Origin of the sequence: Mesobacillus harenae, assembly GCF_013343715.1 — a bacterium.
Lineage (GTDB): Bacteria > Bacillota > Bacilli > Bacillales > Cytobacillaceae > Mesobacillus_A > Mesobacillus_A harenae.
Map to the genome: position 1 here is coordinate 1 of NZ_JABUNR010000007.1, position 17,539 is coordinate 17,539.

At 40.5% G+C, this 17,539-nt stretch carries 15 protein-coding genes; 4 read left to right on the top strand and 11 right to left on the bottom strand.

Features of this window, described 5'->3' with window-relative positions; genetic code table 11:
- Positions 1-326: 326 nt before the first annotated feature.
- A complete protein-coding gene (locus HRJ06_RS09770) occupies positions 327-1,190 on the bottom strand; it encodes a nucleotidyltransferase-like protein (protein ID WP_174732515.1) in 864 nt (287 codons plus the stop codon).
- A 155-nt stretch (positions 1,191-1,345) separates the two neighbouring features.
- Here HRJ06_RS09770 and HRJ06_RS09775 point away from each other — a divergent pair, with 155 nt between their 5' ends.
- Positions 1,346-1,693 (top strand): YgzB family protein, encoded by a 348-nt coding sequence (locus HRJ06_RS09775; RefSeq protein ID WP_174732517.1) that lies wholly within the window; start codon positions 1,346-1,348, stop codon positions 1,691-1,693.
- A gap of 129 nt (positions 1,694-1,822) precedes the next feature.
- Here the strand turns inward: HRJ06_RS09775 and perR are convergent, their stop codons facing one another.
- The 8 genes from perR to HRJ06_RS09815 all read right to left on the bottom strand — a co-directional run bounded on the left by perR (position 1,823) and on the right by HRJ06_RS09815 (position 7,848).
- Entirely contained in the window at positions 1,823-2,266 is a 444-nt protein-coding gene (gene perR, locus HRJ06_RS09780; protein ID WP_197969913.1) for a peroxide-responsive transcriptional repressor PerR, read from the bottom strand.
- 96 nt (positions 2,267-2,362) lie between these two features.
- A complete protein-coding gene (locus HRJ06_RS09785) occupies positions 2,363-2,917 on the bottom strand; it encodes a cob(I)yrinic acid a,c-diamide adenosyltransferase (RefSeq protein ID WP_174732521.1) in 555 nt (184 codons plus the stop codon).
- Positions 2,918-2,919: 2 nt separating this feature from the next.
- The gene (locus HRJ06_RS09790) at positions 2,920-3,870 is read right to left on the bottom strand and encodes a D-2-hydroxyacid dehydrogenase (RefSeq protein WP_174732523.1); all 951 of its coding nucleotides are present in this window, start codon (positions 3,868-3,870) and stop codon (positions 2,920-2,922) included.
- A 236-nt stretch (positions 3,871-4,106) separates the two neighbouring features.
- A complete protein-coding gene (gene bcp / locus HRJ06_RS09795) occupies positions 4,107-4,577 on the bottom strand; it encodes a thioredoxin-dependent thiol peroxidase (protein ID WP_174732525.1) in 471 nt (156 codons plus the stop codon).
- Between the two features lie 73 nt (positions 4,578-4,650).
- Positions 4,651-5,058, bottom strand: a complete 408-nt coding sequence (locus HRJ06_RS09800; RefSeq protein ID WP_174732528.1) for a potassium channel family protein — start codon at positions 5,056-5,058, stop codon at positions 4,651-4,653.
- Positions 5,059-5,230: 172 nt separating this feature from the next.
- Positions 5,231-6,016, bottom strand: coding sequence for an ABC transporter permease (locus tag HRJ06_RS09805; RefSeq protein WP_174732530.1), 786 nt, complete (start codon positions 6,014-6,016; stop codon positions 5,231-5,233).
- A 7-nt stretch (positions 6,017-6,023) separates the two neighbouring features.
- Positions 6,024-6,815, bottom strand: a complete 792-nt coding sequence (locus HRJ06_RS09810) for an ABC transporter permease (RefSeq protein WP_174732532.1) — start codon at positions 6,813-6,815, stop codon at positions 6,024-6,026.
- Between the two features lie 28 nt (positions 6,816-6,843).
- The gene (locus HRJ06_RS09815) at positions 6,844-7,848 is read right to left on the bottom strand and encodes an ABC transporter ATP-binding protein (protein ID WP_174732534.1); all 1,005 of its coding nucleotides are present in this window, start codon (positions 7,846-7,848) and stop codon (positions 6,844-6,846) included.
- 213 nt (positions 7,849-8,061) lie between these two features.
- Between HRJ06_RS09815 and HRJ06_RS09820 the strand changes: the two genes are divergently transcribed.
- From HRJ06_RS09820 to HRJ06_RS09830, 3 genes are all read left to right on the top strand, one after another.
- Positions 8,062-9,357 (top strand): glutamate-1-semialdehyde 2,1-aminomutase, encoded by a 1,296-nt coding sequence (locus HRJ06_RS09820; protein ID WP_174732536.1) that lies wholly within the window; start codon positions 8,062-8,064, stop codon positions 9,355-9,357.
- 335 nt (positions 9,358-9,692) lie between these two features.
- Entirely contained in the window at positions 9,693-14,162 is a 4,470-nt protein-coding gene (locus HRJ06_RS09825) for a glutamate synthase-related protein (protein ID WP_174732863.1), read from the top strand.
- Between the two features lie 247 nt (positions 14,163-14,409).
- Positions 14,410-15,492 carry an FUSC family protein gene (locus HRJ06_RS09830; protein ID WP_174732538.1) on the top strand — a complete coding sequence of 361 codons (1,083 nt, stop codon included), beginning with the start codon at positions 14,410-14,412 and terminating at the stop codon, positions 15,490-15,492.
- Between the two features lie 42 nt (positions 15,493-15,534).
- Here HRJ06_RS09830 and HRJ06_RS09835 read toward each other — a convergent pair whose 3' ends face one another.
- Positions 15,535-16,434, bottom strand: a complete 900-nt coding sequence (locus HRJ06_RS09835) for an ABC transporter permease (RefSeq protein WP_174732540.1) — start codon at positions 16,432-16,434, stop codon at positions 15,535-15,537.
- A 15-nt stretch (positions 16,435-16,449) separates the two neighbouring features.
- Positions 16,450-17,454 carry an ABC transporter permease subunit gene (locus HRJ06_RS09840; protein ID WP_174732542.1) on the bottom strand — a complete coding sequence of 335 codons (1,005 nt, stop codon included), beginning with the start codon at positions 17,452-17,454 and terminating at the stop codon, positions 16,450-16,452.
- Between the last annotated feature and the right edge of the window lie 85 nt (positions 17,455-17,539).

A 17,539-nucleotide genomic window follows, 5' to 3' on the forward strand; every position in this document is an offset into this window, starting at 1 on the left:
CGTCCTGAGCCAGGATCAAACTCTCCAAAAAAGAGTATGAGTTTAGCTCATAATTTAAAACGTTGGCTAGTGATCTTCATAATTGAAGTCACTATAAATATTGTTTGTTGACGCTTGTTTGTTTAGTTTTCAAAGAGCAATTTAATTAGCGTGCCGCTCAGAAGCGACTTTATTAATATACCATGCAGTGTTTTCTAAGTCAACACTTTTTTTAACTTATATCCGATCGCTACAAAAACAATTTAATTAACTTCCGCAGCGACGGATATTAATATACCAAGTATTTTTAAAAAGGTCAATACCTATTTTACTTTTTTAAGATAATTTTATTCAGCCGCGTAATAACGATGGTAAATCCCCTGCCCCTTCGCTTCCTTGGTTATTACATGAATGATTTTCTTTTCGACCAAATACTCAAGAAGGATCCCAAGGTCTATTGAGTAATAACTTAACTCAGGGTGTTCCAGCATTTCGGCAATAGACCAAAACTCTTTTGTCTGAAGGTTTTCTAAAAAATGGGCAGATCCTATCTGAATGCGTGAATGGATCAGAAACTCACTTGCAAGAAACAAAAGTTCGAGCCTCTTTTTTAGGTTTTCTTCACTGCTTACTAGTTCTTCATATAACTTATATATTTCCGGTTCTATTTGTTTGACCTGATTCCAAACTGTTACCTCCGGATGAAACCCGCTTTCGATTACAGCCAGCCTGGCAAGGTGGTGAAGTGAATGTACAACATGATTGTATGCATCAAGATAATGAAAGTTATCAAATAAGGCCTTGCCATCTGAATATCTCCGTATTAATCTTGAAAATTCGATACCCATCTTAATTTTACGGCCATAGAACGGAAATTCACGCAATTCGAGCTTAAGATTCGTAATATAATCATTCCGATCAAATATGATCTTCCCATTGTAAAGCCAACTGAGAATTTTTTTGTTATTTCCTAGCAGGAGCCAATCTTTCAGTTGCTGTTCCTTTACAATGTGCATAGCTGCCTTCTTATTGTTATACGTATAGTGTTTAATGAAGACAGGCTGATCCGATTCTTTAACAATGATTAATAAGATCACATCAAATGTATCCGTTGTTTCTATTGCTTTTTGCTTTTTATCAATCATCAATACACCAATAGTATTAGGATGGCTTGCCCGTTCTTGGTATATAGGACGAAGGATATCCTCCATAAATAATTCCTCCATTTTTCAGTTAGCATTTATATATTCGACATCTATATAGTACTTCCTTCTAAAGGGAAGCAAATTTCGACATTTATCCGTGATCTCTTATTTATTTCACCACAAATATTATGGTATAGTTTAAAAATCAGGAGGGAATAAATTTGGCTAAATATTCAAGTAAAATAAATAAGATTCGTACCTTTGCCTTAAGCTTAATTTTTATTGGATTTATTGTTATGTATATAGGGATTTTCTTTAGAAATCAGCCCCTGTTAATGACAATCTTTATGATACTAGGCCTTCTTTGTATCGTCGCCAGCACAGTAGTTTATTTCTGGATCGGGATGCTTTCAACAAAAACGGTTCAAGTTACATGTCCCAATTGTGGGAGGCACACTAAAGTCCTTGGCCGGGTTGACATGTGTATGTATTGCAATCAGCCATTAACGCTTGACATGGATTTAGAAGGTAAAGAATTTGATGAAAAATACAACCGTAAAACGAAATAACTCGGCTAAACACCGAGTTATTTTTTATTTCATCACTAAGATACTGCGTTTTTATCCATAATTCAGTTCATTTTTTATAATTTTCCGCAAAAAAACATGCCGGCTGCAAACCATCAGCCGGCATCTATATTAGTGTGTTTCCTTAGTCGAACAATCAGGACAGGTTCCGTATATCTCCATACGGTGGTTACCGACCTTAAAGCCGGTAACATGAGAAGCAAGATGTTCTACTTCATCAAGTCCCGGGTAATGAAAATCGACTATCTTCCCACAGCTATCGCAAATAACGTGGTAGTGATGTGTAGTAATAAAATCGAAACGACTAGACGAATCACCGTAAGTCAGCTCCTTAACTAGGCCAACCTCACGAAACACCCGTAAATTATTGTAAACTGTCGCCACACTCATATTAGGAAACTTCCCTTCTAATGATTTATATATATCATCAGCAGTAGGATGTGACATTGAGTTTATCAAATATTCAAGTATCGCATGACGCTGCGGGGTAATACGCACTCCCGTTTCCTTCAATGCTTCTAAAGCTTCTTTTAATTGAGTTTGTTCCACAGGCATGCACCTCTTTTCATAAATATTATTAAATTGTAATGTTTATAAATAGTGTACTAACTTTATACTAATTTTGTCAATAAAACAAATTAGATGTTAAAGTCAAAATCTTTCATGAAGTGTTTGTTCGTTTGAACCAAGATGGTAATTAACATACCGCGCAGCCACAAATAAAATGTCAGAAAGTCGATTTAGATACGAAAGAACTAGCGGATTCACATTATCTTCCAAGGAAACAGCCAGCCGTTCTGCACGTCTAGTTACGGTCCTGGCGACATGAAATGCCGCTCCCGATGGGTGACCTCCAGGCAAAATAAAATTACTAAGCTGCTGAAGTTCTGCATCCCAGCGGTCTATTACACTTTCTAGTTCTTCAATTACATTTTCCTCAAGAGTCCATTTAACTTCCTTCCCTTTAGGTGTAGCAAGTTCTGCACCGACATGGAACAATGTGGTCTGGATCTTATGGAATACTCTTTCAAGCTCATCCTTTTCAGAAAAAAACTCATTTTTTAAATAGCTAAGAGCCAAACCAATCATAGAATTTGCCTCATCACATGTTCCATATGCATCAACTCTTAGATCATTTTTAGGAACTCTTTCTCCGTAAATTAGTGACGTGCTCCCCTTATCACCAGTCTTTGTATAAATTTTCATCTTTAATACCCCCTTCCAGGCTCAATTTTATTAATAAAGTTGGATTGATTATTAATATATGTATGTAGATTATGATGAAAAATTTCAAATGAACGTGGCAAATAATTCTTCGTAATGCTTGATATATGCGGAGTGACAGTAATATTGCTCATTGTCCAAAACTTGTGATCGGAAGGCAGTGGTTCATTTATGAACACATCTAAATAGGCGTGAGCTATCTCCGACCTTTCCATAGCAGAAATTAAAACCTCTTCCGCTACTACATCCCCTCTCCCAATATTGATAAAAGCAGCCGTCTTTTTCATTCGTTGAAAATGGTCTTCAGTTAGCAAATATCGGGTTTCAGCAGTACTCGGCAGAACTGAAACTATAAAATCCGCCTCGGGCAATGCCTCTTCAAAATCTTCTAAAGTAACCACTAAATCGGAGGAATCAACCTTACCGCCATGTCTATTGACACCAATTGTTTTCATTTGAAGTGCTTTTCCGAGCCGGGCGATCTCTCCTCCAATTGCACCTACTCCTAGAATGAGCAATGTTTTCCCATATAATTCTCCCATCGGTATCTTTCTGTTCCAATTTTGGTCTTGTTGCTGGCTTAGAAGAGTACCCATTTGTTTTACATGATGAAGCATAATCCCCAGAGTGAATTCAGCCATTGGAACCTTATGTATTCCCCTTGCATTTGTTACTAGAATTCCTCGATCCTCACAGAGGTTGAGCGGCATTCTTTCAAGGCCAGCAGACATGACCATAATCCACCTCAACTTTTTACATTCTAAAATAATTTCATCAGTCAAGTCTTCTCCAAATGTGATGAATATTTCAGCCTCCTTTAATGAAGGTATTGCTTCACTTATACCTTTAAAAAACTCGAACTCTATCGCTGGAAAAGCACTTTTAACTCCGTCAATAATTTGTTTATCCGGTAAGATGGAGGATACTGCCTTCATATTAAGCACTCCTTATGATTTTATATTTATTACTATTATAAATAGTTTAATGAACTAAACAAATAGTTACAGTTACCTAATGCTTTTTTTCACTGCAAATATACAGCAGAGAATTCAAAAAAAAGCGAGCCTTTGTTTGGCCCGCTAAACTGACTGAGGAGGTATGCCCTACTAAATCATATTCATTTGTACAATAAATGAATTGGACAATAGCCTTTACTGAGGAAAATAGGCTATTATTGCAAATTTTCCTTAATATATGCCAACGCTTCCTCTACATGTCCTTTAACTTTAACTTTGCGCCATTCCTTAGCCAAATACCCATTTTTATCAATAATAAATGTTGACCTTTCAATGCCCATATATTCTTTCCCAAAGTTTTTCTTAAGCTTCCATGTACCATATGCCTCTGCAGCCTGATGATCCTCATCAGTCAAGAGCAAAAATGGGAGGCCATATTTTTCAATGAATTTCTCGTGCTTGCCAATAGGATCAGGACTGATTCCTAAAATGACTGTATCAGTGTTAGAGAAATCTTGATGATAATTTTTAAAGTCGCATGCCTGTGTCGTGCAGCCAGGCGTCATATCTTTCGGGTAAAAATACAGCACAATGTTTTTCCCGCGAAGCTCCGATAAGCTTACCGTCAGTCCGTTACTGGCTGGCAATGAAAATTCTGGCGCCAGCGTTCCTGTTTTCAACTCCATTTTATCCCTCCAATTAAGCTGTTTCTCTAAGACTAACTAAAATTAGAGGTAAAGACAATTAGCATACTAGAACTTACTGCTTCTTTTCCATATCAAATACAGCCCGGGCGACGAATGCAGCAGGGATGGTATAACCAATTAACGCCTCTAAAACTGCGATAATTCTGCCGATCCCGATAGGCGCAATATCTCCATATCCTACTGAAAACAGAGTGATTGCACTAAAGTACATGCTTGTTTCCATATGAGATAAGACGGGGTTGCTTTCAAAACTTCCTCCGAATAGCACATCAAATCCTTTTATCTCCAATAAAAAATAAATTAGGCCAAACCCGATCATGACCGTTGCATAAATGGAGGCTAATACCATAAAGTTTTCAAGGGATAACTGCTTCCCTTTAATTTTATTTGGAATAAATAAGGTTCGGATACTCATGCCTATACTAAGAAAAATAATCCCCATTACAAAGTAAAAAAGCATATTCCCCTCCACCTTCCGCTAATGCGATCACTAGATTTATACGCAAAGGAAAAGGATATTATGCAGACAAGCATCAAAGTGTTATTAGAGAAAAGCCAAAACAGTGGGGACAGCGGTATTTGACTAAAAAGCCAAATAAAAAAGCCAGACAAATGAAGGCCTGGCTGCCGGCTTAATTTCCTGCTCCCCTATATTTTTTGACACCCTCATTCCAGGTGAATATTGATAAAATAAAGAAAACCACGCCAATCAACGGTGTTAAGAATGCATAGCTGTACCACTCTTCTCTACCCAAGAAGTACGCAGAAGGATAAACACCTACGAATGCAAAAGGCAGGATCCAGGTCAGGATGAAACGAATAACCGGATTATAAATATCAACAGGGTATCTGCCATAATTACCGATATTATACATCATCGGCATAATCGATGTGCGGGCATCAGCCCAGAAACTTATACAGGCAAGCAAAATAAATATTCCGCCGTAAACGAGAACTCCTCCGACGACAAAGAGAACGAACACGAAAGGATCATACCAGCTAACCGTCAGGCCAAGCTTGCTGCCGGCATAAAACATAACGCCCACTCCTGTAAAAACCCCAAAAAGGGATTCTAGTTCCATTCGTTCCAAAATGATTTGGAATAAACTATGAATAGGCCTTGTTAAAATACGGTCCAATTCACCCTTGACGATATATCGTTCATTAAAATCCCATATATTAAAAAATGCTGAAAACAAAGCATAAGGTACGAGAAAAAACCCATAAATAAAAATGATTTCCTCTCGGCTCCATCCGCCTAAGAATTGTGTATGCCCAAAAACAACGATTATAAAAATTAGGTTGACTGCCTGAAACAGTAAATCAGAAAAAATTTCCACCAACAAATCAGCCCGATATTCCAACCGAGTTTTCATATATTGGGCGACATATTGAAAGAACATGGAAAAATAGAACATCCGTCAGTCACCCTCCTTGAATAATTAACTGTTTTTTAGCTAAAGTCCACAAAAGATGAATTGGCAAAAATAATATGAGCACCCAAACCGCCTGGAACAGAAGTGCTTCAATAGCCTCGACTCTAGTAAAACCATTCGTGAAAATCATGCTTGGGATATAACTGATTCCTTGGAAGGGCAAATACCCCATAATGCTTTGAGCCCATACAGGGAAGAAACTTATTGGCAGCAGCAGCCCGGAGAATAAGTCAATCACTACCCGTTTAGCCCGAATCAGTCCCGTATTATTAAATAAGAAAAATGTAGTAATTCCTGTAAGTAAATTGATTTGAGTATTAATAAAAAAGCTCAAAGTGATTGAAACCAGAAATAAAAGCCACACTGCCGGCTCTGCTGAAAACGCAATCGGAAAAATGAGCCAAACTATTACCATTCCAGGAACAGAAAAGAACAAAAGGCGAAACAGTCCCTCTCCAAGGCCCTGCATGGTTTTCATCCCTAGATAGCTATAAGGGCGGATTAGCTCAACAGCAACTTTCCCTTCTTTAATCTCATCTGCCATCTCTCGGTCGATATTATTAAAATAAAAAGCTCTAGCCATCCAAGCCACCGCGACATAAGTTGTCATTTGCAGAACGCTTAACCCTTCAATTTCCTGCTTATCTCCATAAATTGCATTCCACAAGAAGTAATAAGCACCAATATTAATACTGTATATGAGAATACCTGTGTAATAATTGGTTCGGTAAGCAAGCATCATTAAAAAACGGATCCTGATCATTTCTATATATTTATCCATTTAGCTGTTCATCTCCCGAAGTCTCTACTTAGACCATCCCTTTTTCGTAAATGTTACGGATTATCTCTTCCGTTGAAGTCTCATCAATATTGACATCTTTGATTCTAAAGGCCATAACGGTTTTAGCGATCACCTGTGATATAGTTTCCTCATTATCCTCGGTAAAAGCAGTAAACACTTGTTTTTTTTCGTCAACTTCCCATTTAACCTGAAGGCCGCTCGTTGCCTCTTCTAACGTTTTTAGTTCTGCTGGTTCCAAGAATTGAAACTGAATCTCTTTTCCTTCCCCCCATTTTTCTTTCAAGCTTTTTAAAGCGCCGTCATAAATGATCTGGCCTTCATCAAGCATGATAACCCTTTCGCAAAGCGCTTCAATATCAGTGAGATCATGTGTTGTCAGCAATATGGTTGTATTATACTTTTCGTTAATTTCTTTTAGAAACTCTCTTATTTTCAGTTTGACCAGTACATCGAGACCAATCGTCGGCTCATCAAGAAAAAGTAAGGGAGGATTATGAATCAAGGCTGCCGCAAGTTCACAGCGCATCCTCTGTCCAAGTGAGAGCTTTCGAACCGGTTTATCCAGTAAAGGTCCTATATCGAGAGTTTTAATCACAAGTTCCATGTGATTGTTATAATCCTCATCTGAAACCTTATATACCTTTTTCAGCAGCCTAAATGACTCCTGGACCGCTATGTCCCACCATAGTTGAGACCGCTGTCCAAACACAACTCCAATAGTTTGGACAAACCTTTCTCTCTCCCTATGCGGGTTCATGTTATTAACGGTCACTGATCCTGATGTGGGTTCCAGTATACCTGTCAGCATTTTGATGGTTGTAGACTTACCAGCCCCATTTTCCCCAATATACCCAACCATTTCTCCTTGTTTCACAGAAAAGCTGATATCATTAACGGCTGGGATAACCTTGTAATTTCTTGTTAAGAGATCACGGAAGGCCCCTTTCAGCCCCGAACGGCTGGAATAAGCTTTAAACTCTTTTCGCAAATCGCGAACTTCAATGGCACCCATAATATTTCCTCCTGTCGATTACCCTAAATAAACAGTTTAGCTAATGCCCCCTATTTGTACAAAGAAAAAGCACGCGTGATCAGAATCAAAAAAAAATCAGCTTTTTTCTGCTTAGATTAATAAACTCAGCCTCACCTTTTAGGAAGCAGTCTTTCTTAACTTTTGCAGATTCGTGGTAAACTAGTAAAGATGTTTATTTAGGAGGTTTTTATCTTGCAACGAACTAATTCTGATTTATTACATAAGGAAGCGCTTGAGCATATAGTCGGTGGCGTTAACAGCCCGTCTCGTTCCTACAAGGCTGTAGGAGGTGGGGCACCTGTCGTTATGGAAAGGGCCAACGGGGCTTACTTCTGGGATGTGGACGGAAACCAATTCATTGATTACCTGGCAGCATACGGTCCAATTATCACAGGACATGCCCATCCGCATATCACAAACGCAATAAAAAAGGCTGCAGAGTCAGGTGTTTTATACGGAACCCCAACAGCCCATGAAGTGAAATTTGCCAAAATGCTAAAAGAAGCCATGCCAGCAATGGATAAGGTAAGGTTTGTAAATTCAGGTACCGAGGCAGTTATGACGACAATCCGGGTAGCTCGCGCTTACACAGGCCGAGATAAAATCATTAAGTTTGCCGGCTGTTACCATGGTCATTCTGATTTAGTTTTAGTTGCTGCTGGATCGGGACCTTCCACTCTCGGAACACCGGATTCAGCTGGTGTGCCAAAGAGTATTGCCAAAGAAGTTATTACTGTCCCGTTTAACGATGTCGAAAGTTATAAAGAAGCTATTCAAAAATGGGGTGACCAGATTGCAGCGGTACTTGTAGAGCCGATTGTAGGCAACTTTGGTATCGTTGAACCAAAACCTGGCTTTCTTGAGGCTGTTAATGAGTTAACTCATGAGGCTGGAGCACTTGTGATTTACGATGAGGTTATCACAGCCTTTAGATTTATGTATGGCGGAGCTCAGGATTTACTAGGAGTAAAGCCTGATCTGACTGCTCTAGGCAAAATTATCGGCGGCGGACTTCCCATTGGGGCTTACGGCGGACGTGCTGAGATCATGGAAAAAGTTGCACCGCTTGGACCTGCCTACCAGGCAGGCACAATGGCCGGAAATCCTGCCTCCATCTTGTCAGGGATTGCTTGTCTAGAGGTTCTCAAGCAAAAAGGAGTTTACGATTACCTTGACCAACTGGGCGCCAGGCTTGAAGAAGGCATCCTGAATGCTGCCAATGCCAACAGCGTCCCAATTACTATTAACCGTTTAAAAGGCGCCCTTACTATTTATTTTACAAAAGAAAAAATTGAAAACTTTGAGCAGGCAGAAAATACAGATGGAGAAATGTTTGCCCGCTTTTTCCAGCTAATGCTAGAACAAGGGATAAATCTGGCCCCATCTAAATATGAGGCATGGTTCGTCACAATTGCCCATACAGAAGATGATATTGAAGCAACTATTCATGCAGTCGAGAATGCATTTTCCACTATAGCGAGTGTATAAATATCCGTTTTTCTATACATGCCGGAAGACAAAAATTCTTCCGGTTTTGTTTAATTATTTTTGAAAACGTTTACATTACTGGATTTAATCACTAAAAATACAGTTTCTGGTCCTATTTCCCATCCACTTTTCTGCATAAATAATTGATTTCTGAAAATTCTTATGATAGTATGGTGATACTATTCTGTAAAATTATCCTTTGTTAGAATTCTGCAAAAAGCCAGCCAGTTTCTTATTCCGCTTTTTACAGCCCCCTCAGTATCGGAGATCATTCAGAATAAAATAATCTAGGAGGTGAACCGGCATAAGGGATGATCCCTATTATTGCCGAATCTATGACCCAAAAATGGAGCCCATCTCTTTTTAAGGAATTTAACCGCCAGGAACACGATGCTTGCGGTATCGTGTCATGTATGGAGAAAAACAATATTCCAACTCGAGAAAATATTTTCAACTGTATAAATGCCCTTGTAACCATGAATCATCGTGCAGGTTTTATTAATGGTGAAGGCGACGGCGTTGGGATACACATTGATATTCCCCGAGCGCTCTGGAAGCAAAAACTAGAACAAGCTGGGACAGACTCCTCGGCTGTTGATCAGGATAATTTTGTAATCGGACATGTTTTTATTAGCAAAAAAGCAGATGCAGATGCTGCGAAGGCAGAAATTGCTGAAAAGCTGCAAAAGCACAATCTTGAGGTAATCTTCAGCTCAGACGCTGTTACAGAATCTAGCGCCCTTGGACCGATTGCTATTCAAGAAAACCCAGTGTTCCTTCAGTTTGCTGCACTAGCTCAGCAGTCTGGCAGTGAGTTATCAAATACATTGTTTAATATAATTATAGAATTAGAGGAAAATGAACTGATTCATGTGGCTTCATTAAGCCAGTATCATGCAGTTTATAAGGTAATGGGTGCCGGAGACATTCTCCCTAAGTACTATCATGACCTAGCGAATCCTATTGTCGCATCTACTATGTCTCTTGGACATAATCGTTATTCTACTAACACAGCTTCTAACTTCTTCCGAGTACAGCCTTTCAGCGTTCTAGGGCATAACGGAGAAATAAACACGATTGCAAGGCTGCGTGATGAAGCTAGAATGGTCGGTGTCCCACTCGTAAAAGAAGGCAGTGATTCTCAAGATTTAAGCCGAACGATAGAAACATTTATCTGCAGAGACGGCTACTCTTTATTTGAAGCACTTGATTTAATGTTCCCGCCTATCGTAAATGAAATTAAGTCCTACCCTGAACACTTACAAGACTTATATACGTATATGCGTGAGGCGTGGGGTCACTTTGCCCAAGGTCCTGCAGGTATCATCTCACGCTTCGGAGACGAAGCCGTATTTAGTGTAGATGCTCTAGGACTGCGTCCAGTATGGATGATCGAAACCGAAACATCTTATCTATTCTCTTCAGAGCCAGGAATCATTCCTTCCCATGAATATGTTAACGAGCCAAAACCACTTGCTCCTGGGGAAAAGGTAGGATTAAAGTGGAATGGGGATAAACTTGAAGTATTTGAGCAGGACGACTTTCAAGCTGAAGTGTATAAGCGCTTTTCAAAACGTGTTTCACTTGAAGGAGCACGCAAACGCCTAATCCCTCCTGCCTTAACAAAAAATATTACCATGCAGTATCCCGATAAAGTTCATAATGGCCAGTATAAGGCATTTGGCTGGGAACGCGATCATGTTCAGCTAGTTGAGCAAATGGCTGAAAAAGGTGTTGAGCCTATCCGCTCGCTAGGACATGATGCCCCGCTTGCAGCATTAAACCCAGACCGGAAGAATATTGCTGATTTTATTAAAGAAAGCGTGGCAGTTGTAACGAATCCGGCAATTGACCGTGACCGAGAAACAGAACATTTCTCTGTTCGGACTGTGGTTGGAAAGCGCCCTAATTTATACAAAAAAGCAGATGCAGGAAAAGTTATTGAGCTAGTCGCTCCATTATTAATCGAAGGCAAATCTGGTTTTGAGTGCTCAGCTGAACTTGGACAGCCAAGCTTTGACCAGGTTGTTCATCTATACCAGGAAGAAAAGTTAGCAATGTATATTGAGACGGTCTTCAATAGTCAAGAAACGATTGAAACAGCCCTAGAGCGCCTATCTGCACAAGCTGTTGCTGCAGTATCTGACGGGAAAACTCTTTTAATACTGGATGATGCGCCAGCACACACAGAGGATTCTCTCTGGCTGGACCCGCACCTTGTTATTTCAGCTATTGACCAGGCCCTTGTCAAAGCTGACCTAAGAAGAGATTGTTCACTCTTGCTTAGATCAGGAGCAATCAGATCCCTGCATGACATCATTGTTGCTTTCGGGTTAGGTGCCGACTTAATCAGTCCTTACTATATGTTCATGACGGTTATGAACGATACTACCAAACCGGTTATTAACTTGTATAATGCCTTAACAAAAGGTTTAGAAAAGGTTATTTCCACTATTGGGATTCATGAGCTGAGAGGATATGGACGTCTGTTCTCCTCGATAGGTTTAAATGATGAAGTTGCAGACTACCTGAATGTAGTTAACTTCTTCGGTTCAAAAGAGCTTGCATATAATTTTGCAGCTATGAAAGAAGACGCTGCTTCAAGAGTCACTGATTATAACAATGATAAAGAAAGAATCGGCAAAACCTTCCACCTATTCCCAAGGATTTGGAAAGCAATTGGCGAGGTAGCATCTACCGGTGATTATAGTGCCTATCGCGAAAAAATCAGCGAGCAGGAGGAAAAGAACCCGACTACTATTCGTCATTTAGCTGCTTTGAAGGCTTCATCTTCACCTATATCTGCTGAAGATGTCGACTTGAGTGTAGGCGAACATAGCCTTCCTTTCGTGATTGCGTCAATGTCCTTTGGGTCACAAAATGAAGTTGCCTTCAGGGCATATGCTGAAGGTGCGGAACGTTTAAACATGATCAGCATGAACGGTGAGGGTGGAGAAATAAAGGATATGCTCGGAAAGTACCCAAGAACTCGAGGCCAACAGATAGCTTCAGGCCGTTTCGGAGTTAATGCAGAATTACTTAATTCTTCTAATCTCTTAGAGATAAAAATTGGTCAAGGAGCCAAGCCTGGTGAGGGTGGACATTTGCCTGGATCAAAGGTTACTGCCAAAATTGCCGAGGCACGTAACGCGACAATTGGGTCTGACCTAATCTCACCTTCTAACAACCATGATATTTATTCTATTGAAGATTTGGCACAAATGATTCATGAGTTAAAAACAGCCAATGACCAGGCAAGAGTTGCCGTAAAAGTTCCGGTTGTACCAAACATTGGAACAATAGCAGTTGGTATTGCCAAAGCGGGTGCAGACATCATTACACTAAGCGGTTTTGATGGCGGTACAGGTGCCGCTAGGATCCACGCTCTACAGCATGTAGGACTGCCTGTTGAAATCGGAGTTAAAGCTGCTCATAACGCTCTCCTAGAAGCAGGCCTTAGGGATACAGTTGAAATTTGGGCAGATGGCGGTATTAAGAGTTCATTAGATGTATTAAAAGTTATGCTTTTAGGAGCCAACCGTGTAGGGTTTGGAACCTTATCCATGCTTGCGATCGGCTGCACAACATGCCGCGGCTGTCATCTTGATACTTGCCATGTTGGTATCGCTACACAAATTGATTCCGAGGCGCAAGCAAAAGAGCATGGCCTGCGCCGATTCGTTCCAAGACAGCTTGATACTGCTGTTCAAGGACTAACGAATCTGTATACTGCTTTTGGTAACGAGCTAAAAGCACTTGCAGCTTCTATCGGTATAAAAAATCTGCAAGATGCAGTCGGCCGCTCTGATTTGCTAGAGCAGGAAAAAGGCAAGGAATTACTAGATTTAACTTTCCTCCTGAAGCCTTTGGAGATTGGCCAATTAGTTCAGCTTGAGCCGATTGAAACGAAGGAAGCCCAAAAGTTACTTGTAGCTGCTGGAGCAGAGTATTACCTAGATGCTGCGGATGAAGAGCTTCACCAGTCTCGCGAGTTCCAAAGCATCAACTCTGAGCAGCGCGTACTTGCAAGCAGGGTATCCTGCCACAGAGTCCGCGGCCGCCTGGATGGCTCATATAAACAGCTTCCACCAGTAGAACTTCGCTATAAAGGATCAATCCTCGGCAACGGGCTTGGTGCTTATAATAGTGAAGGCATCACGATTGAAGTAGACGGCGGCGGCCAGGATGGTGTTGGAAAGACATCATTTGGGGGCAATATCTTAATCTTTAAATCTAAAGGTAAAGACGGCAGCTTCTATAACGGGTCCGTTGGAAAAGGCTTTGGTTACGGGGCACAAAAAGGACTGCTAGTCGCCCAAGGGAATGCAGATGCTCGTGCCGGAATCCGCTTATCTGGTGCTGACCTAATTATTGGAGGACTTCTGAAAAAACCTCTTCCTGAAAAGGAATTTGGTAATATGGGTTCAAAATCTAATATTAAAGGCTTTGCCTTTGAGTATATGACAAATGGCAGAGGACTTGTCCTTGGAGATCCAGGACCGTGGATTTGTGCTGGTATGACTGGCGGAGTTGTGTATTTACGTCATCAGCCAGAGATGGGACTTACAAGGGAGGCTATTCAACGCAGAATCGCTAAAGGAGCTAAGGTTTCTATTGATACTTTAACCGAAAGTGGTTTAAAAGACGTTGTTGAGTTGTTAACTAACTATATTGGCATGCTAACTAGGAACGGACAAAAGTCTGAAGCTGATGAGCTTTCTCTGCTGCTCGAAAAGCCACAGGATCATTTCTTCCAGGTAGTTCCGGTTAAAGAGCAAGCTGACCCTGCAGTCTCTACGGAATAAGTAAACAAAGTACAACTGTTCGTTTTTCACAGGTATAGGGCCAGCATTAAGACAGTGTTAGGAAACGTCCGCAATCAAATGCGGACGTTTTTTACTTTTTTAAACAGAATACATATAATTGTCTATTGAACTTAGAGGCTAATCACGGTATAGTACAGTATTGTTTAGTTTAATAACGTTAAGTTTAAAGTATTTATAATACAAGGACTGGCATAGTTATATTTTAATCAAAGAAAGGACCATACAAATGAAACTTGGTGCCCGAATTTTTAAAACGGGAATTGCTATCATACTAGCATTGTTTCTCGCTGGGATGTTTGATCTTCCAGCCCCTGTCTTTGCAGGAATTGCCGCTATTTTTGCCGTGCAGCCAACTATTTACCGATCCTATTTATCCATCATTGAACAAATCCAGGGTAATATTATCGGTGCTCTTACCGCCGTAGTATTTGTCCTGGTCCTTGGTAATAACTTTATTATTGTCGGGCTTGCAGCCATTATTGTAATTACGGTGAACATAAAGCTTAAGCTTGAGAACACAATTGCTTTATCACTTGTTACCCTGCTGGCGATTATGGAATCTCCCGGAGAAGACTTTATCCAGTTTGCTGCTATCAGATTCTCAACCGTTATTCTTGGGGTTCTATCTGCCTTTTTAGTAAACCTTGTCTTTCTTCCCCCAAAGTACGAAAACAAGCTTTACAATAAGAATGCTCATTTAACCGAAGAAATTTTAAGGTGGATACGCTTAAGCAGCCGGCATGCTTCAGAGCATCAGCTTTTGAAGATAGATATTGAGAAATTAAAGGACAGAATCATCAAGCTCGATCAGCTTTATTTAATGTACAAGGAAGAGCGCAGTTACTTTAAAAGAAATGATATTGTTAAAGCAAGAAAGCTTGTTATTTACCGTCAGATGATTACTTCGACTAAAGCAGGACTTGAAACACTTAAAAGTCTTCATCGGTATGATAATGAACTTACACAAATGCCACTTGAATTTCAGGAATCCATACAGCATCAGCTTGATTGCCTCATCAATCATCATGAACAGCTGCTATTAAGATTCATTGGGAAAATCAGATCAGAGATCTCCTATCAAGAGGGCGAGATTTGTTTGAATAGACGTGAGCTTTTTGATTTATTTTTGGATCAGCAGAAAAAGCTTGCTGACACTGACACCCCGATGCTTTACCATATGATGCAGCTTGTATCAGTCATTATGGCCTATGGCGAGCAAGTTGAGCATTTGGATACCTTGATCAATAGCTTTAAATCGTATCATCGAGAAGAAAATGCAGTGGTAATTGCGGATACACCTGAAGAATAAGGCAGCTAATCATGGATTAGCTGCCCTTTTTTTGATATTCATCTAATTTTTCATACGAGGATCAAGTGCATCCCTTAGTCCATCTCCCATCAGGTTGAAGCCAAGAACTGTCAGCATAATGGCTAACCCCGGGAAAAACATTGTCCATGGCGCCTGAATCATAAAGTTCTTTGCATCTGAGAGCATCTTACCCCATTCAGGATTGGGCGCTTCAGCACCCAATCCAAGAAAGCCCAAGGCGGCTGCTTCAATAATAGCTGTGGCAATCGCAAGTGTACCTTGTACAATTATCGGAGCTAAACTATTGGGCAAGATATGCTGTAATAAAATCCTGCTATCCTTCATTCCAATCGCTTTAGCTGCCATAATATACTCTTCTTCTTTAACACTTAGTACCCTTGATCGAATTAACCGCCCAAAGTTAGGTATATTTATAATAGCAATAGCTATAAGAGCATTTTTTAACGAGGGCCCCAATACAGCAACAATAGCAATGGCCAGCAAAATACTTGGAAAAGCCAGCATAATATCAAAAATTCGAGATATTAAGGCGTCGATCCACTTTCCATAGTAACCTGCTATTATTCCTAATAAGCAGCCAACAACTATAGAACCCAACACAGCCAAAAAGCCTACCCATAAAGATATTCTCGCCCCATAGACGACTCTTGAAAAAATATCCCGGCCAAAATCATCTGTTCCAAACCAATGATCAGCAGAAGGGGCTAAAAGCCGTTGCGGCAGCTTTTGGTCATTAATTCCTTCTGGAGCAATAATGGGTGCGCATATAGCAACGATGATAAAAAATAAAACAATAGTGGCTCCCGTTAAAGCTAGTTTATTTTTTTTAAAGCTTCTCCACGCTTCAAGCCTGGGGGAAATTGCTTTTTCTTCATTTGCCGCCAGGGCTGGCTGAGTTTTTTTATCCGTAGATATCTGCATATCTCTCCCCTTCTCCTATTGATATTTAATGCGTGGGTCAACCGCAGCATACATCAAATCAACGGTTAAGTTAATCATGACAAAAATAAACGCAACCACTAAGATACCTGACTGAATCACTGGATAGTCCCTATATCCGATCGCTTCATATATGTATCTGCCAATTCCTGGCCAGCTGAAGATCGTTTCTGTCAGAATCGCTCCTCCTAACAGCAACCCTGTTTGGAGGCCAATGATCGTTAGGATGGGAATGACGGCATTCTTTAAAGAATGCTTGTAAACAACCCAGAACATCCTTAAACCCTTTGCCCGGGCTGTGCGGATAAAATCAGACTTCATAACCTCAAGCATGGTCGAACGAGTGATCCTAGCGATTATAGCCATTGGAATAGTAGCAAGTGCAATACTTGGCATTACAAGGTGGCGGATAACATCCCAGAATTGATCTAGTCTGCCCTGGAGTAACGTATCAAGCGTATAAATGTGTGTAATAGCTGAAACTGGATCCCTTACTTCTTCCCTTCCTGAGGTTGGGAGCCACTCAAGATTGATAGCAAATACCCATTGTTCCATAAGACCAAGCCAAAAAATCGGCATTGAGACACCAACAAGCGCAAGCACCATTGCAGCATAATCGAACCAGGAATTTTGAAACCACGCACTTATTATTCCTGCGTTAACACCGATGAATACAGCAATGACCATTGCACAAAAGGACAGTTCGATTGTCGCTGCAAGGTATGGCCAAATTTCTTCACTTATTGGTGACTTTGTCCGGAGTGACTCACCGAGGTCCCCTGAGAATAACCCTCCAACGTAATTGGCGTACTGAGTGTACCATGGCTGATCTAAACCTAGCTGCTTCGTTAATTCAGCGATAGCCTCTTTTGTGGCCAGCTGCCCTAGAATGACTTGGGCTGGGTCACCGGGAATAGCACGAATCATAAAAAATACGATCAATGATAGTCCAAATAGGACAGGTATAAGCATCAGCAGTCTTCTAATTGTGTATGCAAACACACTATTTCACCTCTTTTTCTAAAGACTCTTTAAAGGCCAGCGTGACTGAAGCTGAAAGAATAAAGATTTTTTATCTTCATAAAGG